General features: G+C 30.3%; 19 protein-coding genes. 2 read left to right on the forward strand and 17 right to left on the reverse strand.

Annotation, left to right across the window (positions count from 1 at the left end; translation table 11 throughout):
* Window positions 1-14: 14 nt before the first annotated feature.
* The 4 genes from A7L45_RS22650 to A7L45_RS18005 all read right to left on the reverse strand — a co-directional run bounded on the left by A7L45_RS22650 (window position 15) and on the right by A7L45_RS18005 (window position 4,882).
* Window positions 15-1,351, reverse strand: a protein-coding gene (locus A7L45_RS22650; protein WP_152025077.1) for an IS3 family transposase whose coding sequence is annotated in 2 segments (ribosomal slippage) — window positions 15-967 and window positions 967-1,351 — 1,338 coding nt in all. Because the reading frame shifts where the segments join, the coding sequence is not laid out codon by codon here.
* Between the two features lie 140 nt (window positions 1,352-1,491).
* The gene (locus tag A7L45_RS17995) at window positions 1,492-2,640 is read right to left on the reverse strand and encodes a transglutaminase-like domain-containing protein (RefSeq protein WP_071615038.1); all 1,149 of its coding nucleotides are present in this window, start codon (window positions 2,638-2,640) and stop codon (window positions 1,492-1,494) included.
* Window positions 2,641-2,753: 113 nt separating this feature from the next.
* Window positions 2,754-3,629: a recombination regulator RecX gene (recX, locus tag A7L45_RS18000; RefSeq protein WP_071614062.1), complete on the reverse strand. Its 876-nt coding sequence runs from the start codon at window positions 3,627-3,629 to the stop codon at window positions 2,754-2,756.
* A 2-nt stretch (window positions 3,630-3,631) separates the two neighbouring features.
* Entirely contained in the window at window positions 3,632-4,882 is a 1,251-nt protein-coding gene (locus A7L45_RS18005; protein WP_071614063.1) for a M16 family metallopeptidase, read from the reverse strand.
* Window positions 4,883-5,200: 318 nt separating this feature from the next.
* Between A7L45_RS18005 and A7L45_RS18010 the strand changes: the two genes are divergently transcribed.
* Together A7L45_RS18010 and A7L45_RS18015 are read left to right on the forward strand one after the other, a co-directional pair.
* A complete protein-coding gene (locus tag A7L45_RS18010) occupies window positions 5,201-5,725 on the forward strand; it encodes a QueT transporter family protein (RefSeq protein WP_369700372.1) in 525 nt (174 codons plus the stop codon).
* Between the two features lie 114 nt (window positions 5,726-5,839).
* Window positions 5,840-7,411 carry a DEAD/DEAH box helicase gene (locus tag A7L45_RS18015; RefSeq protein ID WP_071614064.1) on the forward strand — a complete coding sequence of 524 codons (1,572 nt, stop codon included), beginning with the start codon at window positions 5,840-5,842 and terminating at the stop codon, window positions 7,409-7,411.
* A gap of 230 nt (window positions 7,412-7,641) precedes the next feature.
* Here the strand turns inward: A7L45_RS18015 and A7L45_RS18020 are convergent, their stop codons facing one another.
* From A7L45_RS18020 to A7L45_RS18075, 13 genes are all read right to left on the reverse strand, one after another.
* Window positions 7,642-8,352, reverse strand: a complete 711-nt coding sequence (locus tag A7L45_RS18020) for an MgtC/SapB family protein (RefSeq protein WP_071614065.1) — start codon at window positions 8,350-8,352, stop codon at window positions 7,642-7,644.
* A 37-nt stretch (window positions 8,353-8,389) separates the two neighbouring features.
* Window positions 8,390-8,911, reverse strand: coding sequence for a UPF0158 family protein (locus A7L45_RS18025; protein ID WP_071614066.1), 522 nt, complete (start codon window positions 8,909-8,911; stop codon window positions 8,390-8,392).
* An 85-nt stretch (window positions 8,912-8,996) separates the two neighbouring features.
* Window positions 8,997-9,239, reverse strand: coding sequence for a DUF1292 domain-containing protein (locus A7L45_RS18030; RefSeq protein ID WP_071614067.1), 243 nt, complete (start codon window positions 9,237-9,239; stop codon window positions 8,997-8,999).
* An 85-nt stretch (window positions 9,240-9,324) separates the two neighbouring features.
* Window positions 9,325-10,314 carry a biotin--[acetyl-CoA-carboxylase] ligase gene (locus A7L45_RS18035; protein WP_071615040.1) on the reverse strand — a complete coding sequence of 330 codons (990 nt, stop codon included), beginning with the start codon at window positions 10,312-10,314 and terminating at the stop codon, window positions 9,325-9,327.
* A 52-nt stretch (window positions 10,315-10,366) separates the two neighbouring features.
* Window positions 10,367-11,236, reverse strand: coding sequence for a radical SAM protein (locus A7L45_RS18040; protein ID WP_071615041.1), 870 nt, complete (start codon window positions 11,234-11,236; stop codon window positions 10,367-10,369).
* Window positions 11,237-11,757: 521 nt separating this feature from the next.
* Window positions 11,758-12,387 carry an HDIG domain-containing metalloprotein gene (locus A7L45_RS18045; protein WP_071614068.1) on the reverse strand — a complete coding sequence of 210 codons (630 nt, stop codon included), beginning with the start codon at window positions 12,385-12,387 and terminating at the stop codon, window positions 11,758-11,760.
* A gap of 141 nt (window positions 12,388-12,528) precedes the next feature.
* Window positions 12,529-12,705, reverse strand: coding sequence for a hypothetical protein (locus A7L45_RS23380; RefSeq protein WP_153882484.1), 177 nt, complete (start codon window positions 12,703-12,705; stop codon window positions 12,529-12,531).
* Window positions 12,706-12,770: 65 nt separating this feature from the next.
* A complete protein-coding gene (locus A7L45_RS18050) occupies window positions 12,771-13,001 on the reverse strand; it encodes a DUF1292 domain-containing protein (protein WP_071614069.1) in 231 nt (76 codons plus the stop codon).
* A 257-nt stretch (window positions 13,002-13,258) separates the two neighbouring features.
* Entirely contained in the window at window positions 13,259-14,596 is a 1,338-nt protein-coding gene (locus A7L45_RS18055; RefSeq protein WP_071614070.1) for a CCA tRNA nucleotidyltransferase, read from the reverse strand.
* A 38-nt stretch (window positions 14,597-14,634) separates the two neighbouring features.
* The gene (locus A7L45_RS18060; protein WP_071614071.1) at window positions 14,635-15,504 is read right to left on the reverse strand and encodes a DUF6414 family protein; all 870 of its coding nucleotides are present in this window, start codon (window positions 15,502-15,504) and stop codon (window positions 14,635-14,637) included.
* A 181-nt stretch (window positions 15,505-15,685) separates the two neighbouring features.
* Window positions 15,686-16,891, reverse strand: coding sequence for a DNA polymerase Y family protein (locus tag A7L45_RS18065; RefSeq protein WP_071614072.1), 1,206 nt, complete (start codon window positions 16,889-16,891; stop codon window positions 15,686-15,688).
* 118 nt (window positions 16,892-17,009) lie between these two features.
* Complete coding sequence (ptsP, locus tag A7L45_RS18070; RefSeq protein WP_071614073.1) at window positions 17,010-18,719, reverse strand: phosphoenolpyruvate--protein phosphotransferase; 1,710 nt, start codon at window positions 18,717-18,719, stop codon at window positions 17,010-17,012.
* A gap of 56 nt (window positions 18,720-18,775) precedes the next feature.
* Window positions 18,776-19,039 carry an HPr family phosphocarrier protein gene (locus A7L45_RS18075; RefSeq protein WP_071614074.1) on the reverse strand — a complete coding sequence of 88 codons (264 nt, stop codon included), beginning with the start codon at window positions 19,037-19,039 and terminating at the stop codon, window positions 18,776-18,778.
* Between the last annotated feature and the right edge of the window lie 78 nt (window positions 19,040-19,117).

Below are 19,117 nucleotides of genomic sequence, written 5' to 3' on the forward strand. Positions count from 1 at the left end.
ATTTTAAAAAAAGTCTATGCTGATTTGAGAAGATGATTTCTGTATTGAACAGGAGTCATCTTTTTTAGACCCCATTGATATCTAAATTTATTATAGTAGATCATATATTGCTTAATCTCTTGCTTTAGTTGTTCTAATGTTTCACATGATTTTATGTATGCCTCATCTTTGAAATGGCCAAAGAATGATTCTTGTGGAGCATTATCCCAGCAGTTTCCACGTCTTGACATTGATTGTCCTAAACCAGATTTTTTTACTAGCTTTTGAAATGTCGGATTCGTATAATGAAATCCTTGATCTGAGTGTATAAATGCATCTTTAGGCAATTTAATTTTTCTATTCTTTTTCAGATTATGTATAGTGTCTGTTACGATATCTAATCTCAAATTATCAGTCACATTGTATGCCAAAATCTCATTTGTAGATCCATCCTTAATCGTAGATAAATATGCCTTCTTACTTTTTCCGTAAAATAGATAAGTTATATCTGTAAGCAATACTTTTCCAGGTATATTCTGTTTGAAATTTCTATTTAATAGATTTTTTAAAACAGTATGCTCCTTTGTAGCTTTCATCATACGTTTATATGGATTCGCTTTTCTAATGGGGCAAATGATACCATACTTTTTCATTATTCTTCTAATACGTTTTAAATTGTATACGATTCCAAATTCGCCTTCTAATGTCATTTTTATTTGTCTAGCTCCTTTTTTACGATTTTTAAAGTTATATGCATTTAGTACAATTTCACCTACTGCTTCATCCAACCTATCGCGTTGGCGCCTACGGCTGAGAGCTTTAGTAGAGAAATAATTGTAATATCCAGAACGAGATACACCCGTAATTTTGCATAAATGGGTAAGCATATTTTTGAGCTTATATTTTTCGATTTGTGAATTTATAAGAATAAATTTTTCCTGTGCTACTAAGATTATTTCTTGCTTATCAGCCTTCTTTCTAGGATGTCGATTTTTTTTAACAATTCATTCTCAGCTTTCAGCAAGTTAATTTGGGCTTTAAGGCGCTCGCATCTTTCGTCTGCGGAAAGTTCTCTCACTCTTGGTCTTCCAGTATTCGCATTTCTTGCATCATTTAGTCCACATATACCTTCATTTCTATATGCAGCTCTCCAGCGAGATCCTGATGATTTAGCACGTTTAATCCCAACTATATCTATATCAAACCCATTTTCTTCAAATATCTCCCTTGGAAATTTTCCTTTTTCGTTCTCTATTATAAAAATGCGTTTAAATTCATCTGTATATGTAATTCCCTTCATACTTACTGCTTTAACATTTTTGTTTTTAGCTAGTATTGCTACATCTTTTTCTGTAAATGTTTTGTTGCTCATTTAAATTTCCACCATCCTTGTATATATCTAATTTAAATTATTATACTTTTCTTTATTATACATAAAAATACCCTACCGGGTAGACTTTTTTAAATCCGTCTGCCCTATAGGGTACATTATAATTTTAGGTAGCTCTTCTTTTACCACTCTCCAGCTATGCTCTCTTGCTTATGATCTATAGTAAATCTTTTAGTATCAAAATAGTCTCCTCCAATTAAAAATGTAGGATCTACATTAATCCATTTATTCTCTCCTGCTATATATACTTGATTCCAAGCATGACTAACCCAATTACTTCCATTAAACCCTTGACCAGTTATAATTCTAACCTTTATATTGTTAGCTCTGCACATAGCGACGTAGAGACATGCATAATCGAAACATATTCCACTTTTAGAATCAAAAGTTGGGATGGCTCCAGATGTCATTTGTGTATCATTATTTAATACTCTATTTGCTTTTTCGTCACTATAAACTATTTCACTACCTACCCACTTGTATATAGCCTTGGCTTTATCCCTCGTACCATCTTTACCTTGAGCTAAGTTAATAGCGAACTTATTTATCTCATCATTAGACTTAACTCCTTGCTCTAGTGTAATGCCGTTGTAATAAACAATACCCTGTTTCCTATTGTTTTGTACATTAGGCGCAAGTGTAGAAGGATCTTTCACAACTATCGTAAATGAATTATTAACGATATTAGGAAGTTTTTTCGCAAGTTTCGAATTAGTAAGAGGAATTACTACTTCCTTTGATATATAATTGTATGCTTGTGATTCTTCCAAATACTTATTATATGTATCCGCTACATTGAGAAGTGACATAAAATTCAATACAAAAGTAATAACAATTACATAAGAAATTGCTTTAGGCACTTGAAATATTGCACCAACAATTCTATTAAATAAAATACTCTTTTTCTTTAACTTATTCTCTATAGTATCAAATAAAGGATAAAGAGTGATATGAGCAATAATATTAACAACAAAAGTTATGATGCTGTAAATTATCATTATCAAAAGTGGCATAAGCAATATATAAATTACCAATGGACTACTATTAATAAATTCTATAGCCTTTGGCGGTATATTTTTATATATGTTTGCATACATGCCTTCATCATGTTGAATAAATATTTTTTTAGTGTAATAAATTCCTAAACACAAAGAAAACAAAAAAGAGAAGCTTTGAAAGACGCCTTCAATAGATCCTTTTAAATATTCCGATGAAAACTTAGATATAAACCCTCTAATTATTGGGTATATAAATAATAATAACAAAATCATACTTACGGGTTGCCTAAACAATACTATCACCTGCTTTAATTCGTATCATCTTTTTCCTCCGACTTATTATATTTTGAGGATGAGATAAACTAAAGTTATAATTCACCTCATATCTATTCATCTTCCACACCATTAATCAAATTTCCTAATACTTTTTTGATTTGTTCCCACCTAAAACCACGCCTTAAAAGATAATCGTAAAGCCTTTTGTATATTTTTTTCTTATCAGTCTCTGACTTAATTAATATATTGTACCTTTTACTAGCTAGTTCGTACAATTTATTATAATCTTGTGCGGATGTATCTTCATACACCTCACCTTTCCCTAAAGGTGCACCTTCTACAAGGTCATCATCCTTGTCATCACTGGCGATTTCATCCATAACTTTTCTAATTAATTCGTAATCATATCCACTACGGGCTAAATAATCTGATGTTTTTTTGTATAGTTTTTGGTGGTCTTTTTCACTCTTAGATAATGTTACAATCTTTTTATTTGCTAACTTTAAAGCTGTTTCCAATAGCTGCTCACTAGTTATTTTATTAAGTTCTTCATTAATCAATTCCTTAGGTAGAAATTTTTTTAATAAGGCAAACTTAATCTTATTTTTACCACAAGATCTAATTTTTTCTTTTATATATAACTGGATAAATAGACTATCATCAATAAAATCATACCGCCTTAGAAAGTCCATTACCCGTTCTATGGTCTTAGCATCAAATTCTTTCATCGTTAATTTATCTATTACTTGCTTTGTTGACTTAAAGCTTCTTTCTAAAAAATGAAGTGCACAAGTTTTTCCTTTTATATAATTATCTTCATTAACTATACTTTCAAGGCTCTCCTTGTCCATGGCTCTACCTTTAGTTATATTATGAATATAAACAAGCTGAGCATCACATGCAAAAGCATACTCCCCATCCATATAGATGTTAACTCTAGCTTTATTCTTCTTTTGGAATTCAATTTTTGTAATAAGACTACTCAATATTAGCCTCTCTTTTCTGGTAAAAATATGTGAATTGTTGGTTTTTGTAATACTTTTCTAGAAACATTATATAAATCCTCACTTTTAACATTTCCCATGTTTTTTATATCATCAGTAAATTGATATATATCTTCGTTATCCATAGCCTGATGAAGTACATAATTTGAAAGATCCGTAGAATCCTCAAGTGTTGATGCAATGGCAGTTTTCATTATTTTTTTCATTAAAGATATTGTATTATCATCAAAAACTATTTTCTCAGTTTCGATGTCTTTAATTACAGTATCAATTACAAGGATTGCCTCATCAACATTTTTTTCTGATACCGAGGTATAAATATAAAGAGTTTTAACATTATTTGAAGTATCTAAATGAGTGTAAACATCATAGGACAATCCTCTTTCCTCGCGTAGTTCTCTAAACAATATAGAATTAGAACTTTCACCAAACTTAAAATTTAATATTCTAAGTGCTAGTTCCTCGTCTTTAGATAATCCATTAAATGTATATAAATAAAGTATTGTACTTTGCTCAATTTCTTTTTTATATGATATTTTTTTTATAAATTGTTGTTTTTCAGTTACTATTTTTTTCTTATCAAATTTCTTTCTAGTCCAATTACCAAAACACTTATTTACAATATTTATTATGTCTTCATGTTCAAATGGGGATACAATAGATATAAAAGAATTATTGGGCAAATAATATTTATTATAAAACTTAACAAGTTGCTCCCTTGTAACATTTTTTATAATATCTTCATTTCCAATAGTATCTTCCCTAAGCGGACTATATTTAAACGCGATTTCATTAACTCTTTGAAAACTTAAATCTTCAATATCATCATTAATTGTTCTAATTTCAGATAATATAACGCCTCGTTCCTTTTCAATTTCACCAATTGGAAAAGTAGAGTTTAAAATCATATCCCCCATAAGTGTTATAGCATTCTCTAATTCCTCATTTAAAACCGTCGCACTATATACTGTAGAATTAAAATCAGTATAAGCATTATATTCTCCACCTAAATTTTCTAAATCACTGTTTAGTTTCTCATTTGTTCTAACCTGCGTACCTTTAAACAGCATATGTTCAATAAAGTGTGCTATTCCTTTTTCATCTTTTTCTTCAAAAAGTGAACCTATATTTACTCCAGCATGAACTGCTGATATTTGACTATCCTTTTTAATAGTAATAAGTTTTATACCATTATTTAGCTCTGTTTGTTTTGTGTTAAAAATTTCTTTAATCATCATATTCTCCTTTAACCTAAAACTATATTATTAATTATCATCTTAAAACACAATATTAATACATTCAAGAGGTAATTTAAACCTTAATTTTAAAAATAATTTGATACATTTAAGTAAACCGCATATGTTGTTTAACTATATCATACTTTTAACTACTTTAAACTATATTCTTAACCAATTTAAAGCACATTTTTTTGTGAATTATATCAAAAGCTATTGACTAATTAAGATTTATATACTAAAATTAAAGTTCGAGTCAAATACTCATAGACAGTTCGCAACCATCCTGTCTTAAACTAAAACTATGGAGGCACAAAATTGAATATTAAATTAAATGAAGGAACTATGTCTGTAAAAATAAGAAAAATCGTTTTTGCAGCAATGGTGGCTGCTATTTATGCGGCTTTAACTCTAAGCTTATCGTTTTTCAGCTTTGGAGTTATTCAATATCGCGTAGCTGAAGGGCTTACTATCCTACCTTACTTCGCATCCTTTTCTATTCCAGGATTGCTAATAGGTTGTATAGTTTCTAATATTATAAGTCCACTAGGTATTATGGATATGGTTTTCGGTTCCCTTGCAACACTTATATCCGCAATTTTAACTTACTATATTGGTAAGAGCAAACTAAAGTTTAAAAAAATACTTGCTCCATTACCAGCTGTGCTAGTAAATGCCTTTGTTATAGGCATACTGTTAAAGCTTTTATATGTCAAGGACATGCCCCTTTTACTTTGTATGCTGCAAGTTGCATGGGGAGAATTAGTCTGCTGTTATGGAATTGGATTACCTCTTATTTATATTATTGAAAAGAACTCAATTTTGAGGAGTTTTTTAAAGTAATAATGAAAAGCAATTTAATTTTGCTTTTTTAGTTTAATATTTATTGTTTTGTATAGAAAATTGTAATAATAGATGTATTTGATACTTTATGAGAAGAAAGAGGAATTTTAATTAATGGAAAAAATTAAGTTTGATGAATTAGGACTAAACGAATCTGTACTACACGCTATACAAGATTTAAAATTTGAATACCCATCTGATATCCAAGAAAAAGCTATTCCAGTAGTACTTGCTGGCTTTGATATCATAGGTCAGGCTCAAACAGGAACTGGTAAAACATTAGCATTTGGTGCACCCATTTTAAGTAGAATGGAAAAATCAAATGGTAAAGTTCAAGCAATAATAATGTCTCCAACAAGAGAACTTGCTGTTCAAGTTGCTGAAGAACTTTCACGAATTGCAAAACATGAAAGAATTAAGATATTACCAATCTATGGTGGTCAATCTATCGATAGACAAATATCCGCTCTAAAAAGAGGAGTAGATATTGTAGTTGGAACTCCAGGAAGATTACTAGACCATATTAGAAAGGGTACTTTAAAACTTGCAAATGCTAAGTTTCTTGTTTTAGATGAAGCTGACGAAATGTTAAACATGGGCTTTATTGAAGATATTGAAAGTATTATAAGTAATTTAAGTTCAGATAGACAGACTTTACTTTTCTCAGCTACTATGCCAAGAGCTATTAAAATATTGTCAAAGAAATATATGCATCCAGAAACAAAAATTATTGCTATAGAAAAGAAATCTTTAACAGTTTCTACTATAAAGCAATATTATTATGAAGTAAATAATAAAAACAAATTTGAATCATTATGTAGAATTCTTGATGTTGATGCTCCTAAAACTTGTATACTATTCTGTAAAACTAAAAAAGGTGTAGATGAGTTAGTTGATGCATTACAACCTAGAGGTTATACTGTAGAAGGTATGCACGGAGACATGAAACAAAGCCAAAGAATGAACACTCTTAAGAAATTCAAAGAAGGTAATTTAAACTTCTTAATTGCAACTGATGTAGCTGCAAGAGGAATCGATGTTGAGGATGTTACTCATGTAATAAATTATGATTTACCACAAGATAGCGAATCATATATACATAGAATTGGTAGAACTGGTAGAGCAGGTAAAGAAGGTACAGCATATAATCTTATAACAAGACGTGAATTATCAGCTATAAGACAAATTGAACGTGATACTAAAAGTGTAATTAACAAAAAAACTGTACCTACTATAACAGATATTTTTGCTGCTAAATCAGATACTATTATAGATCAAATAAAATTAGTTCTAAAAGAAAATTTATATGAAAGCTTTCTTCCACTAGGACAAAATCTTATTTCAGAATTTGGTGATGAAGATGTAGCTGCTTCTTTAATAAAAATTATTTTTGATAAAGAAGTTAACTATAACTATGCAGATGATTCTACAACAACAACATCTGATACTGTTAGACTATTCTTATCTATAGGAAGAATGGATGAAGTTATGACTAAGGATATTATCGCTTTCTTATGTGAAACTGCTAATATTAACAAAACTGAACTTGGTCGTATTGACATCTTAGATAAATTTTCTTTCTTAGATGTACCTTCAAACTTAGTTGATGCTATTTTAAATAATAGTTCAGGTAAGAGATTAAATAGTAGAAAAGTAAATATTGAAGTTGCTAAATCTAGAAGATAATTTTAACAAAACAAAAAGAGTACCTATTATGGGTACTCTTTTTGTTTTGCTAATTTTATACACAATATTTTTGTATTTTAATTATGTTACCCCACTCTCTAACATACAATATATAAGGGGTGATAACTATGAACAAATTCAAAAAACTACTTTATACTTTAACCTATATATTATTGATTGAGATATGTCTAATATATTTTGTTTATAAATTGAAATATTAGAATCCTTCCTTACATTATTTCAGCTTTATAGATTTCCTCAAAAGCACATAACTTTTGCACAATACCACTACTCTTAATATATCTTGGCGCTAAAATTGTATACATCGTTGTACTGTACTTTGAAGTTTCATTTTCATCTTCTTCATCATCAATCACAAATTCTATATTTTTAACTTTTATGCTAACACTGTCAAAATATTTTTCTAGTTTTTCAACCATGTCTTTTTTGTTAACATATTGGATTTCCAATTTTAGGACATTAGTATTTTTAAAAAGCTTATTCTCAAAAGTCTTAAGAAATACTAATACTATAAAAACACATATAGCTGATAATATCGTTAAAGTATAATACCCTAGTCCAATAGCAAGACCAATACAAGCAACTGTCCATATGCTCGCTGCAGTAGTAAGCCCTTTTATTGATCCTTTATCATGTATAATAGTACCTGCCCCTAAAAAACCTACCCCTGTTATAACTTGTGCTCCCAGCCTTCCAATATCTACTTTCATAGCCGATTGGAGCTCTGGATGTTGCAGAATCATATTAGTTGTTTCTTGAATAGAGTATAATTGTATCATTGAAGTAATTGCCGCACCTAGACATACTAATATATGTGTTCTAAACCCAGCTGGTCTATTTTTAAACTCTCTCTCATACCCAATTAAACCACCGACTAAAACTGCAAGCGCAAGCCTTATTGCTACTTGATATACTAACATGTACTTACCCCCATAAATCCATTGATAACATTATAATTTAATTTAAATATTTTAGTTCAATACGGTTTGATTTTAACCACTCTATAATGAATTCATTTATACAATGGTCTTCATATTTATAATACTCATCCGTAGTGCATTCATCGTCTTCGCATACATCCATTGTATTTTGTTTATCCATTAGAATATGTTTAAACTTTTTTGTAGGCTCATTGCTTTTTAATGCCTCCGTTAATTCTAATTTCAAATCAGAATTACTGATTTTAGTTTTAACATATTCCTTCATAGCTTTTATATAAAAATCATCATCTATTAGTGGAGTAATTAAGTACCTATTTGCCTTATCCTCATTAATGAGAGTCGCAACATTAACAAATTCTTTTAACCAATTATCGAAGGTATTTTCCTCCAATGTCCCATTTTCTAACGCTAAACTTACTTCTGTTGGAATATATATAACCTCGCCAGTAACTGAATCTAGATAACTTTTCCCTAAATTATCATCAACATGCGAAATTGTTTCTATAAGTGCTTCCATATCAACCGCAACTAAATTCAAAACTTTTCCTCCTCAAATTGTATAATAGTTATTTAATATCTACAATAAAAAGCCAATAAACCCAAATGGTCTATTGGCCTATTACTTATTCTTCAAATGTTGATTCATATTCTTCTAATACTTTTGCAAATTCTTCCTCATCTTCTACTGTAATATATTGTTCTTTATCGTCTACTAATTCTATTTTATAGACGAAAGCATCATCTTCTTCTCCTATTGGAGCGAGCAATGCATATTTATTTTCATCTAATTCAATAATTTCAATTATTTCAAAATCAACCTTTTCTCCATCTTCATCGAGCATCGTAATAACTTTATTTTCTTCCATGACAATTCTCCTTTCAAACTTAATAAACATATTATACCGTTAACCTCGCCAACATGTCCATATAAAAATATAGATTTAAATTATTTTAATCACTATATCCATCCATTCCTCTAATAGATACTTCTCCTGATACAATATATTCAACATTGCCACTAGAATTCTCGACAACTAATTCACCTTTATCACTTATATCAATTGCTTTAGCTATTGTTACTTTTCCTCTATTTATTAATTTAATCTCTTTACCTATAAGGACCGAATTTTTTCTACATATCTCTAAAGTTTCTTTTATACTATCATTTTCTACAAAATCGTTATATAACTCTTCAAATATATTTAAAATGTTAGCAAGAAGTAACTTCCTGTCCATAAGTTTACCACTTTCAATCTTAATTGACGTAGCTACATCTTTTAAATCAGTTGTAATATCTTCTTTTTCTAGATTTACATTGATTCCAATTCCCATAACTAAGTAATTTACATGATCTATTTCTCCGCTCATTTCTGTTAATATACCACATACTTTTTTACCATTAAGAATTATATCATTAGGCCATTTAATACTTGTTTTAACCCCCATTTTCATAATAGCTTTTTGAACAGCTGCTGCTCCAAGAAGTGTTATCTTTGATATATTTTCTGTAAGTATATTAGGTCTAAGTATAAGTGACATCCATATACCCTTATATTTTGGTGATAAAAAATTTCGTCCTAGCCTTCCACGTCCTAATGTTTGTTCTTCACTTATAACAACTGTGCCATGTTCCTTCCCCATTTCCGCAAGCTCTTTGGCCTTAGTGTTTGTTGACCCTATAGAATTGCAGTAAATAATATTTTTACCTATACACTCTGTATTTAGATGATTTTTAATCTCCTCAAAGGTGAGTATATCAGGTGATGAGATTATTCTATAACCCTTTCTTGAAATAGCTTCAACTTCGTAACCATCCTCTTTAATAACCTTTATATGTTTCCAAATAGCCGCACGACTAACTCCTAAAACCTCACTAATCTTTTGACCCGACACAAAATCATTTCCACTGGCCTTAAGTAATTCAAGAATTTTTTCTTTCATAATATCAGCACCTTTTTTATTTTTAATATAGATAAAATCTCTTTCTATCCAATTATAGTCTCCTATATTCCTCTTGTTTATATCCATGTTTGCCTTTAAGTGTTATATCAATATCCGAAAGTAACTTATCTTTATCAACTGGTAACGTTCCAGAAAGCGATACATAATTTGAAGCATGATTGCTTCTAAAAATACAATTAGTAACTTCTACATTTTCAAGGAATTCCCTTAACTCCTGAACTACTTCTTCCGGAGTTAATACATGGAAGATACCATTTTGTATATCTTTATAAATAGGGGTTCCGCTTTCTAACATTAAAGTCAAAAATCCAACATAATCTGGATTTATAGCACTTATAAGTTTCGCAGACTCTATAGCATTCTCACTGATTTTTTCTCTGCCGCCTATACCCGAAATCAGAGTAGTTGATAATTTTATACCGCTCTCCTTAACCTTTCTACCTGCCATAATCAAATTTTGGGCAGTTACACCTTTGTTTATACTCTTTAATATTTCATTACTTCCAGATTCAACTCCAAGATACAAAATACCAATTCCCAGAGCCTTAAGCAAACTAAGGTCCTCTACTGACTTTGCTAAAATGTCCTTCGGCGTAGTATAAACCCCCACTCTCTCGCACCCCGGAAACAACTCTTTAATTTTTAATAAAATTATTTTTAATTCACTAGTTTTTAAAACTAAAGCATCCCCATCTGCTAGAAAAATTCTTTTAACTACCCCATAATCTAACTTAGCCTGCTCAAGATCAGATATAATATCTTTTAATTCACGTACCCTAAACTTCTTATCTTTATACATCCCGCAAAAAGTACATCCATTATGTGAACACCCAATAGTAACCTGTACAATAAGACTATAAGCCTCACTAGGCGGTCTATACACTATCCCCTCATACTCCACTAAACTCATCTCCCAGTCTTTCAAATTACCCCCTATAGCCTAAAAGGCTATAGTTCTTTTGAAGCGTTCTGATAATCTTTTTCCATTCTCTCATATACCAAAACACCCTTTTCTCCATAACCATCCCCATAACCTAAAAGGCTATGGTTCTTTTAAAATATCCTGATAATTCCCTTCCATTCTCTCATATTCCAAAGCATCCGTTTCTTCCATAACTATCCCCATAGACTAAAAGGCTATGGTTCTTTTGAAGCATCCTGATAATCTTGTTAATTCCAATAAAATAGTAATTCGGCAATAAGCGTATATATTGTGTAAACAGCAATTGAACAAACCTTAGTAATTCTTAATTTATTTTATTTATATCTGCGTAAGAAAACCGCATGTTTGAGCGGAGCGAGTTTGCGGTTTTTAGCAGACATAAATAAAATAAATTTTAGAATTACAAGGTGAAGTGAATGCTGTTCTAACAATATATACACTTATGGTAGAACATACTATGATATATGAATTTATCTAGATTACTTAGAAGACAACAACTGCGATTCACACTTTTTAATGAAAGATTTGATATTCTCTTTTTCCTCGCAGATTTTAGTGTCATTCATACCACCTCTGCCAAGTCTATCACACTCAGATAACAAAGCAATTTCTTTAATAGATATATCTGCAGCCATTTCTTTAACATTTCCAAATGGTAAATTTTTTGTTACAAAAAGAGTTTGCATATGCCATCTAACTAAAGCTGTCACCTGATTAATTAGTGCTTCATCATTTGTAAGTGCACAAAGGAACTCTTGGCTAAGATTCGCACCAACTTTATCATGATCATAAGATGTTATCTTTCCTTTTTTAACTTTTGTAGTAGGTGCTTTCCCTAAATCATGTAATAAAGCAGCCCACATAAAAGCAATCGGATTCTCACTAAATTCTTTCCTTTTTGCAGCATTATCTATAACTAACATTGTATGTTTCCATACATTCCCTTCAGGATGGTGAACTGGTGATTGTGGAGTCTCAATCAGATTTCTCAATAATGTATACGGATATAGTGTGTAAATATCTTTATTATTTATAATTTCATCAAAATATAAAGACGGATTTTTATCCTCCATTAGATGTTTTTGAAATTCTTCAAACATTTTAACCATGCACTAATTCCTTTCTATTTATTATTTTATTTCATAATTTTTTATTATTACAACAAAAGAGCAAGTTATCTTATCTAAACTATATACTATTTTAGTTTAGATAACAAACGCTTGCTCTTTTTATTAATATCTCTTTATTAGTTATTCTGACTTGTTTCCACCGTACTCACTTTTGTTAGTTGTAAAAACACTATCATTATATGCGCTTTCCTCAATGGATTGAATAATTTGATTTTTAGAATGTGGATTTCTTGATTTTATGTCTTTGTTAATATAATTACGGGAATTATCCTTACTAGCTTCTTCACGACTCTTCATACGAAACCTCCTAATTGTTTATTATAGATTTAAAAAACACCAATCATCCCTTATATGCTGCAATATTAATGCTCGCTATACTTTTTCAATACTTTTTTAAACTCATCGCCCTCACCTATTGATTTATATTCTACTTCGCCATTAACTACAACTGACTTATAGGCATATGCCTCATCTGAATCCTTAGGTCCAACTATTACATAATCAGTTCCATCCATTTTAATAGCATCAATTAGTTCTAAATCAACTTTATCACCATTTTCATTTAGAACAGTAATTATTTCATTAGTTTTCATATACATACCTTCTCTCATGTAATTTAACAATTTGGTTTTACGTGCATTCTTATTTTGTTCCTAATTTAATGTTTTATACCAAATATTTATAATAACTCAAAATGAAATCTCCCTAGAATAAAAAATAAGAATAAGATTCGTATGAAGTTTCTCCTGCGTAACGTGAAATAAGAGTTTAAAACGTGAAAGTTGATAAAAAAATGACACCCAACTATTGAAGTTAGGGTGTCACTTTTCATCTAATTATTTTGGATGTTTTAATTTTTATAATACTTATTATAAATTATAGATAAAAGTTTATCTTTAGTATTAAGCTCCGAGTTTTCTAATACTATGTTTAAAAGAAATTTCAGCATAACTCCTATCTGAGCTCCTGGCTTAATAGAAAATTCATTCATTAAATCTTTACCGTTTACTGCTAGTTCTTTTATAGCTAAAGGGACTTTAGACTCTATAATATCTATCGTCTGTTTCTCCACTCTATTAATTTCATCTAATCGAATTTGTGGAAACCGTGACCCTAAAGCATCTGCTCTTTGCAATGCAAAAAGGCTAAAGACTAAATTCATACTAGTTCTATTAATAAGACGTTTCACGGAAATAGCTGTTGGCTTTGTAAGTATATTCATATGCTCCTTTACTAAAATTTCAATTTCAGTTATACTCTCATTATCAAATTTAAGTCTTCTAAGTATTTGACCTGCTATTTTAGCTCCCTTTCTATCATGGTCATAAAAATGTCCTATCCCACTCACATCAATAATAAAGCAATCTGGTTTAGCGATATCATGAAGTAATCCTGCCATTCTTATGTTAAGAACTGGTGGGCATTTTTCTACTACAGCTAATATGTGGGAAAATACATCTTTGTCATGGTGAGGATTTTGCTGATTAAATCCTACTGTTAATTGAAGTTCTGGTAGTATAATCTGCAATAATTTAGTTTCTTCAAGTAATTTAAAAGCTTTTGTAGTTTTATTAGATACTAACATTTTACATAATTCATCTCTAATTCTTTCAGTACTTACATTTGATATAAGGTTACAATTCATTTTTATAGCAATCATAGTTTTTTCTTCTATATCAAAATCTAGTGAGGCTGCAAAACGAATAGCCCTAAGCATTCTTAGAGCATCTTCCTTAAATCTTTTATTAGGTTCACCTACAGATCTAATTATTTTATTTTCCAAATCAAAAATACCGTCAAAACAATCTATAAGACCATCCACCTCGTTGAACGCTAAAGCATTTATTGTAAAATCACGCCTTGCTAAATCTTCTTTTAAATTTAAAACAAAAGTAACACCACTCGGTCTTCTATTATCTAGATATTCACCATCTATTCTGTAAGTTGTAACCTCGTAGCCCTCTCCATTTACCATAACAGTAATAGTCCCATGTTTTATTCCCGTTGGAACGGTCTTATCAAAAATTCTAATTATCTCTTCTGGCAGGGCATTAGTAGTTATATCATAATCTTTAGGAACATCTTTCCCGATTGTAGCATCACGTACACTGCCCCCCACTATATAAGATTCATATCCATTATTTTTTAAAGTATCCAAAATTACTTTTACATCATTTGGTATAAACATAACTCCTCCAATATTACTTTCCGTTTATTTATTACAATTTAAATATACATTGCTATTGGTATAATCTCAATTACAGGTCCGTCAATTACTAGATTGTTTGAATCATAATCGTTAATTAAAGTTGTATCTTTTAGAAACCTGTTTTTAAATTCTTTAAAATACTCCTCATTTAAATAATCAAAATAAGTTCCACTAAGCAAATCATTGTTATTTATTTCAGTTTTATTTTTATTTGGAATTCTTACCACCTTACCAAGAACAGTAATTCTGGCACCTTCAATATAATCCAAATTATCTGCCATATGTTTTATCTCCAGTGGCACTATAACTTTTGTATTACTATCACCAATATTACTACTAATAAACTTTATACATTTTTCAGTTTTGCAGACTTCCATATCATCTTTTAAGATTTTTAAGACTTGCCTTTTAACTTTATGTTCTTCACTTTCATCCCCATTTTCTAGTGGCTCCGGTGAAAATGCCAACTGCATTTCCATAACTCTAATTATATCTTCTATATATTCTAATACTGGATTTTTATATAATTCGCAAGTGAACTGAACAAAATCAAATTCCTTAATATTTGCCACATCGCTTTCACTCGTGATGACCTTTAACATATTTTGCTCATTTAACATATTCTTTAATCTTGACAGAATTGTTATTACAATTGAAACTCTCTCTTCAATTTTCTGTGATGTAAATTCATTTAAAAATTGAACATTTAAGTCACCTTCCATTATTTTACCACAGGTAGCTTCATATAATGGTGTATTTGTACTAATCGTTAACAGCTTCCTTGTACTTTCACTTTTTATTTCTGCAAACTCCTCAATTACAACCGTATATAAATTATTTATCATATCTCCATTAGTATATAAAGGTATTAGTGCTCTGTTATCCATATTTTCATACCCCCATAAGTCATCACTTTCAGTGCTGTATTGTTTTCAACAATGTATCACTTTTAGCGCTGTATTGCTTTCAGTAATACAATATAAAACAATACTCATAACTATTTTATATTACTTTTTACAATTTAGAACAATAACTTGTAATGGGATTCCTTATTTATAACTAAGTACACTATTTTTTCTTTAGTAATATTGATTTCATAACTGCAGTTTCGCCATATTTATTGCGCAAACTATCTATAGTTTTATCTATACTTCTTTTCTTTTCATCACTAGTATTATCAAGATCAAAAATTGATATTTGTTTAAAATTATCATCACATAAATTATTAAGAGAAACCCCAAGTAATCTTATGGGCTCACCTTTCCACAATTCATCAAAAAGAGTCCTTACCGTTTTTAATATCTCCTGCGTTTGATCCGTAGAGCTCTTTAAAGTAGTACTACGTGAATAATCAATAAATTCATTATTTCTTATAGTTACTGAAATAGAGTAGCAACACTTTTTTATATTTCTTAATCTACTAGCCGTATGTTCAACTAATTCTAACAATACTATATAAGCCTCATCTTTACTTTTAATATCATTTGCCAGTGTTGTTGAATTGTTTATTCCTTTGAGCTCTCGTTTATCCGATCTTACTTCTCTATTATCTATTCCATTTGCATATTCCCACATCATTCTACCACTACTTTTAAAATGATATTTTAAAAATTGAGCATCGTACTTTGCTAAATCTCCTATAGTAAATATATTTAAATTATTAAGCCTTGGAACACTTCTACGCCCAACCATGAAAAGCTCTCCAACTGGAAGATGCCACAATTTTTTTTCTACTTCATTCTTATAAAGCGTATGCACCTTATCCGGTTTTTCAAAATCAGATGCCATTTTCGCTAGTAGCTTAACATCTGACATACCTATATTTACTGTAAACCCTAACTCTTTCTTTATCCTATCTTTAATATCATATGCAAGTTTTAGTGCTGCTTCTTTAGACGTATTATAACTTGTTACATCTAAATAACACTCATCTATAGAAAATTTCTCAATAAGTGGTGTATAGTCACCAAATATTTTTCTCATAGCCTTACTACAGCTTTCATATAACCTAAAATCAGGTGATACAACTACAAGATTTACACATTTCTTTCTTGCAGTAAATAAGCTCTCCCCTGTTACTATTCCACTCCTTTTAGCTATCATAGATTTTGCGAGAACTACCCCCCTTCGAGACTGTTCGTCTCCACCTATTACAGCAGCAATAGCCCTCAGATCGGTCTTTTCTCCTTGCTTTATCATCTTCGCAGCACTCCAAGAAAGAAATGCTGAATTAACATCTATATGAAATATAAGTTTTTCGTTAAATTTAGTCATATAATCTCACCCTTTTTATAAATCTTCTATAAGAGATATTATATATATTTTTCATATAAAAAAGCAACCTATCCTTAATTAAAGAATAGATTGCTTTAGAATAATTAGCTAATATATCTTATGCTTTTATATTAGCCTTTATATAATCCTTTATTTCATCTGCATCACCAAATGTAAGTACTGGTGCTGATAGTTTTTCACATTCTTTAAAGCTAGAATTTGTAATAGTTTTACGTGCTCTTAATATTGAAGCTGCACTCATACTAAATTCATCTAGTCCAAATCCAAGAAGTACAGGGATAAGGTTTGCGTCTCCTGCCATCTCACCACACATATTTACAGTTATTCCGGCTTTATGTCCATTATCTATTACTATTTTAATAAGTCTTAACACAGCTGGATGATAAAAATCATATAAATATGATATTTTCTCGTTCATTCTATCTACTGCCAAAGTATATTGAATCAAATCATTAGTACCAATGCTGAAGAAATCTACTTCTTTAGCCAATACATCTGATATTATTGCAGCAGATGGTATTTCTATCATAATACCAACTTCTATTTTCTCATCAAAAGTTACTCCCTCAGACTTAAGCTCTTTTGTACACTCCTCAAGTAATTTCTTAGCTGCTCTAAGCTCTTGAATATTACATATCATAGGAAACATGATTTTAAGCTTACCGAATGCAGATGCTCTTACTAGAGCTCTTAATTGAGTTTTAAATATATCTGTTCTATCAAGGCAAAGTCTTATAGCTCTATATCCGAGGAACGGATTCATTTCCTCGTCCATAGGTAGGTAATCTAATTTTTTATCTCCACCTATATCTAATGTCCTTATAATAACAGGTTTTCCATTCATCTTTTCAAGAACTGATTTATATTCTCCAAATTGTTCTTCCTCAGTTGGTAGAGCATCGTTTGCCATATATAAAAACTCAGTTCTAAATAATCCTATAGCTTCTGCGCCATTTTTAAGTACAGCTCCTAAATCTGCAGCTGAACCTATATTTGCAGCTATTTCAACTTTTTTGCCATCAGTTGTTATAGATGACATTGTCGCATATTTAAGTAATTGATGTTTAGATTCAATAAATTCTTCTCTTTTGATTTTATATTCATTCAAAGTTTTCTCGTCTGGTTTAATAATAACTAAACCTTCTTCTCCGTCTACAATAATTAAATCACCATCTTTAATTTTATGTATACCACTACCTGCGCCTACAACAGCAGGTAATTCTAAAGAACGTGCAATAATAGATGTATGAGCAGTTCTTCCTCCTATTTCAGTTACAAAAGCCAAAACCTTTTCTTTATCAATCTGCGCTGTATCTGATGGAGTAAGGTCTCTTGCAACTAATATGCACTCATCTTGAATGTCTGCAATAGACGCAACTTTTATTCCCATTAATATGTTCATCACTCTTTTACTTACATCCCTAATATCTACTGCTCTTTCTTTCATATATGCATTATCCATATTTTCAAAAACAGCAGCTGTTTCTGTAGATACGGTTTGTAGTGAGTATTCAGCACTTACCATCTCATCATCAATTTTCTTTTGAATAGCACCTATAAATTCTGGATCTTCAAGCATACATAAATGTGCTTCGAATATTTCTGCTTTTGCATCTCCTAGTTTTTCCTTTACACCTTCAACCATTTTTTCAAGCTCTACAATTGCTTCTTTCAATGCATTATCAAACCTAGCAACCTCTCCCTTTGAATCCGAAACCTTGATTTTCTTTACTTCAACTACTTCATCGTTAATAAGTAATGCTTTTCCTATAGCTATTCCAAATGATACACCTACTGCTTTTAACATAATTTTACCCTCCTGTTATTCCTGTTTTTATATTTTCGATTATAATTTTTTTCCTACTAATTTGTAAGCCCTTGCTCGATAAGTTTCACCATAGCAACTGCAGCAGCTTCTTCATCTGCACCACTTGCTTTTATTATAATTTCATCACCTTTAGTGGCTGCCATACACATTATAGCTACTATACTTTTTGCATTGTACTCATTACCATCTTTTACTATAAGAACTTCTGATTTAAATTTTGAAGCCTCTTTCACTACTGATAATGCAGGCCTTGCATGTATTCCAGTTTCATTTTTTACTGTCGCCTTCTTTTCTATCATAATGTAACCACCTTTACCTTTATAATCTTATTATAATAATTTCATTGTTTTTATCTACATTTCCTAAATCAAATTCTA

Source organism: Clostridium estertheticum subsp. estertheticum (assembly GCF_001877035.1).
Taxonomy (GTDB): Bacteria; Bacillota; Clostridia; order Clostridiales; family Clostridiaceae; genus Clostridium_AD; species Clostridium_AD estertheticum.

Bases quoted from the DNA above. Each gene is read 5' to 3' on its own strand.
- A7L45_RS17995 (WP_071615038.1), bottom strand. From the start codon at position 2,640: ATGATTTTGTTATTATTATTTATATACCCAATAATTAGAGGGTTTATA.
- A7L45_RS18005 (WP_071614063.1), bottom strand. From the start codon at position 4,882: ATGATTAAAGAAATTTTTAACACAAAACAAACAGAGCTAAATAATGGT.
- A7L45_RS18015 (WP_071614064.1), top strand. From the start codon at position 5,840: ATGGAAAAAATTAAGTTTGATGAATTAGGACTAAACGAATCTGTACTA.
- A7L45_RS18020 (WP_071614065.1), bottom strand. From the start codon at position 8,352: ATGTTAGTATATCAAGTAGCAATAAGGCTTGCGCTTGCAGTTTTAGTC.
- A7L45_RS18030 (WP_071614067.1), bottom strand. From the start codon at position 9,239: ATGGAAGAAAATAAAGTTATTACGATGCTCGATGAAGATGGAGAAAAG.
- A7L45_RS18035 (WP_071615040.1), bottom strand. From the start codon at position 10,314: ATGAAAGAAAAAATTCTTGAATTACTTAAGGCCAGTGGAAATGATTTT.
- A7L45_RS18045 (WP_071614068.1), bottom strand. From the start codon at position 12,387: ATGGTTAAAATGTTTGAAGAATTTCAAAAACATCTAATGGAGGATAAA.
- A7L45_RS23380 (WP_153882484.1), bottom strand. From the start codon at position 12,705: ATGAAGAGTCGTGAAGAAGCTAGTAAGGATAATTCCCGTAATTATATT.
- A7L45_RS18050 (WP_071614069.1), bottom strand. From the start codon at position 13,001: ATGAAAACTAATGAAATAATTACTGTTCTAAATGAAAATGGTGATAAA.
- A7L45_RS18055 (WP_071614070.1), bottom strand. From the start codon at position 14,596: ATGTTTATACCAAATGATGTAAAAGTAATTTTGGATACTTTAAAAAAT.
- A7L45_RS18060 (WP_071614071.1), bottom strand. From the start codon at position 15,504: ATGGATAACAGAGCACTAATACCTTTATATACTAATGGAGATATGATA.
- A7L45_RS18065 (WP_071614072.1), bottom strand. From the start codon at position 16,891: ATGACTAAATTTAACGAAAAACTTATATTTCATATAGATGTTAATTCA.
- ptsP (WP_071614073.1), bottom strand. From the start codon at position 18,719: ATGTTAAAAGCAGTAGGTGTATCATTTGGAATAGCTATAGGAAAAGCA.
- A7L45_RS18075 (WP_071614074.1), bottom strand. From the start codon at position 19,039: ATGATAGAAAAGAAGGCGACAGTAAAAAATGAAACTGGAATACATGCA.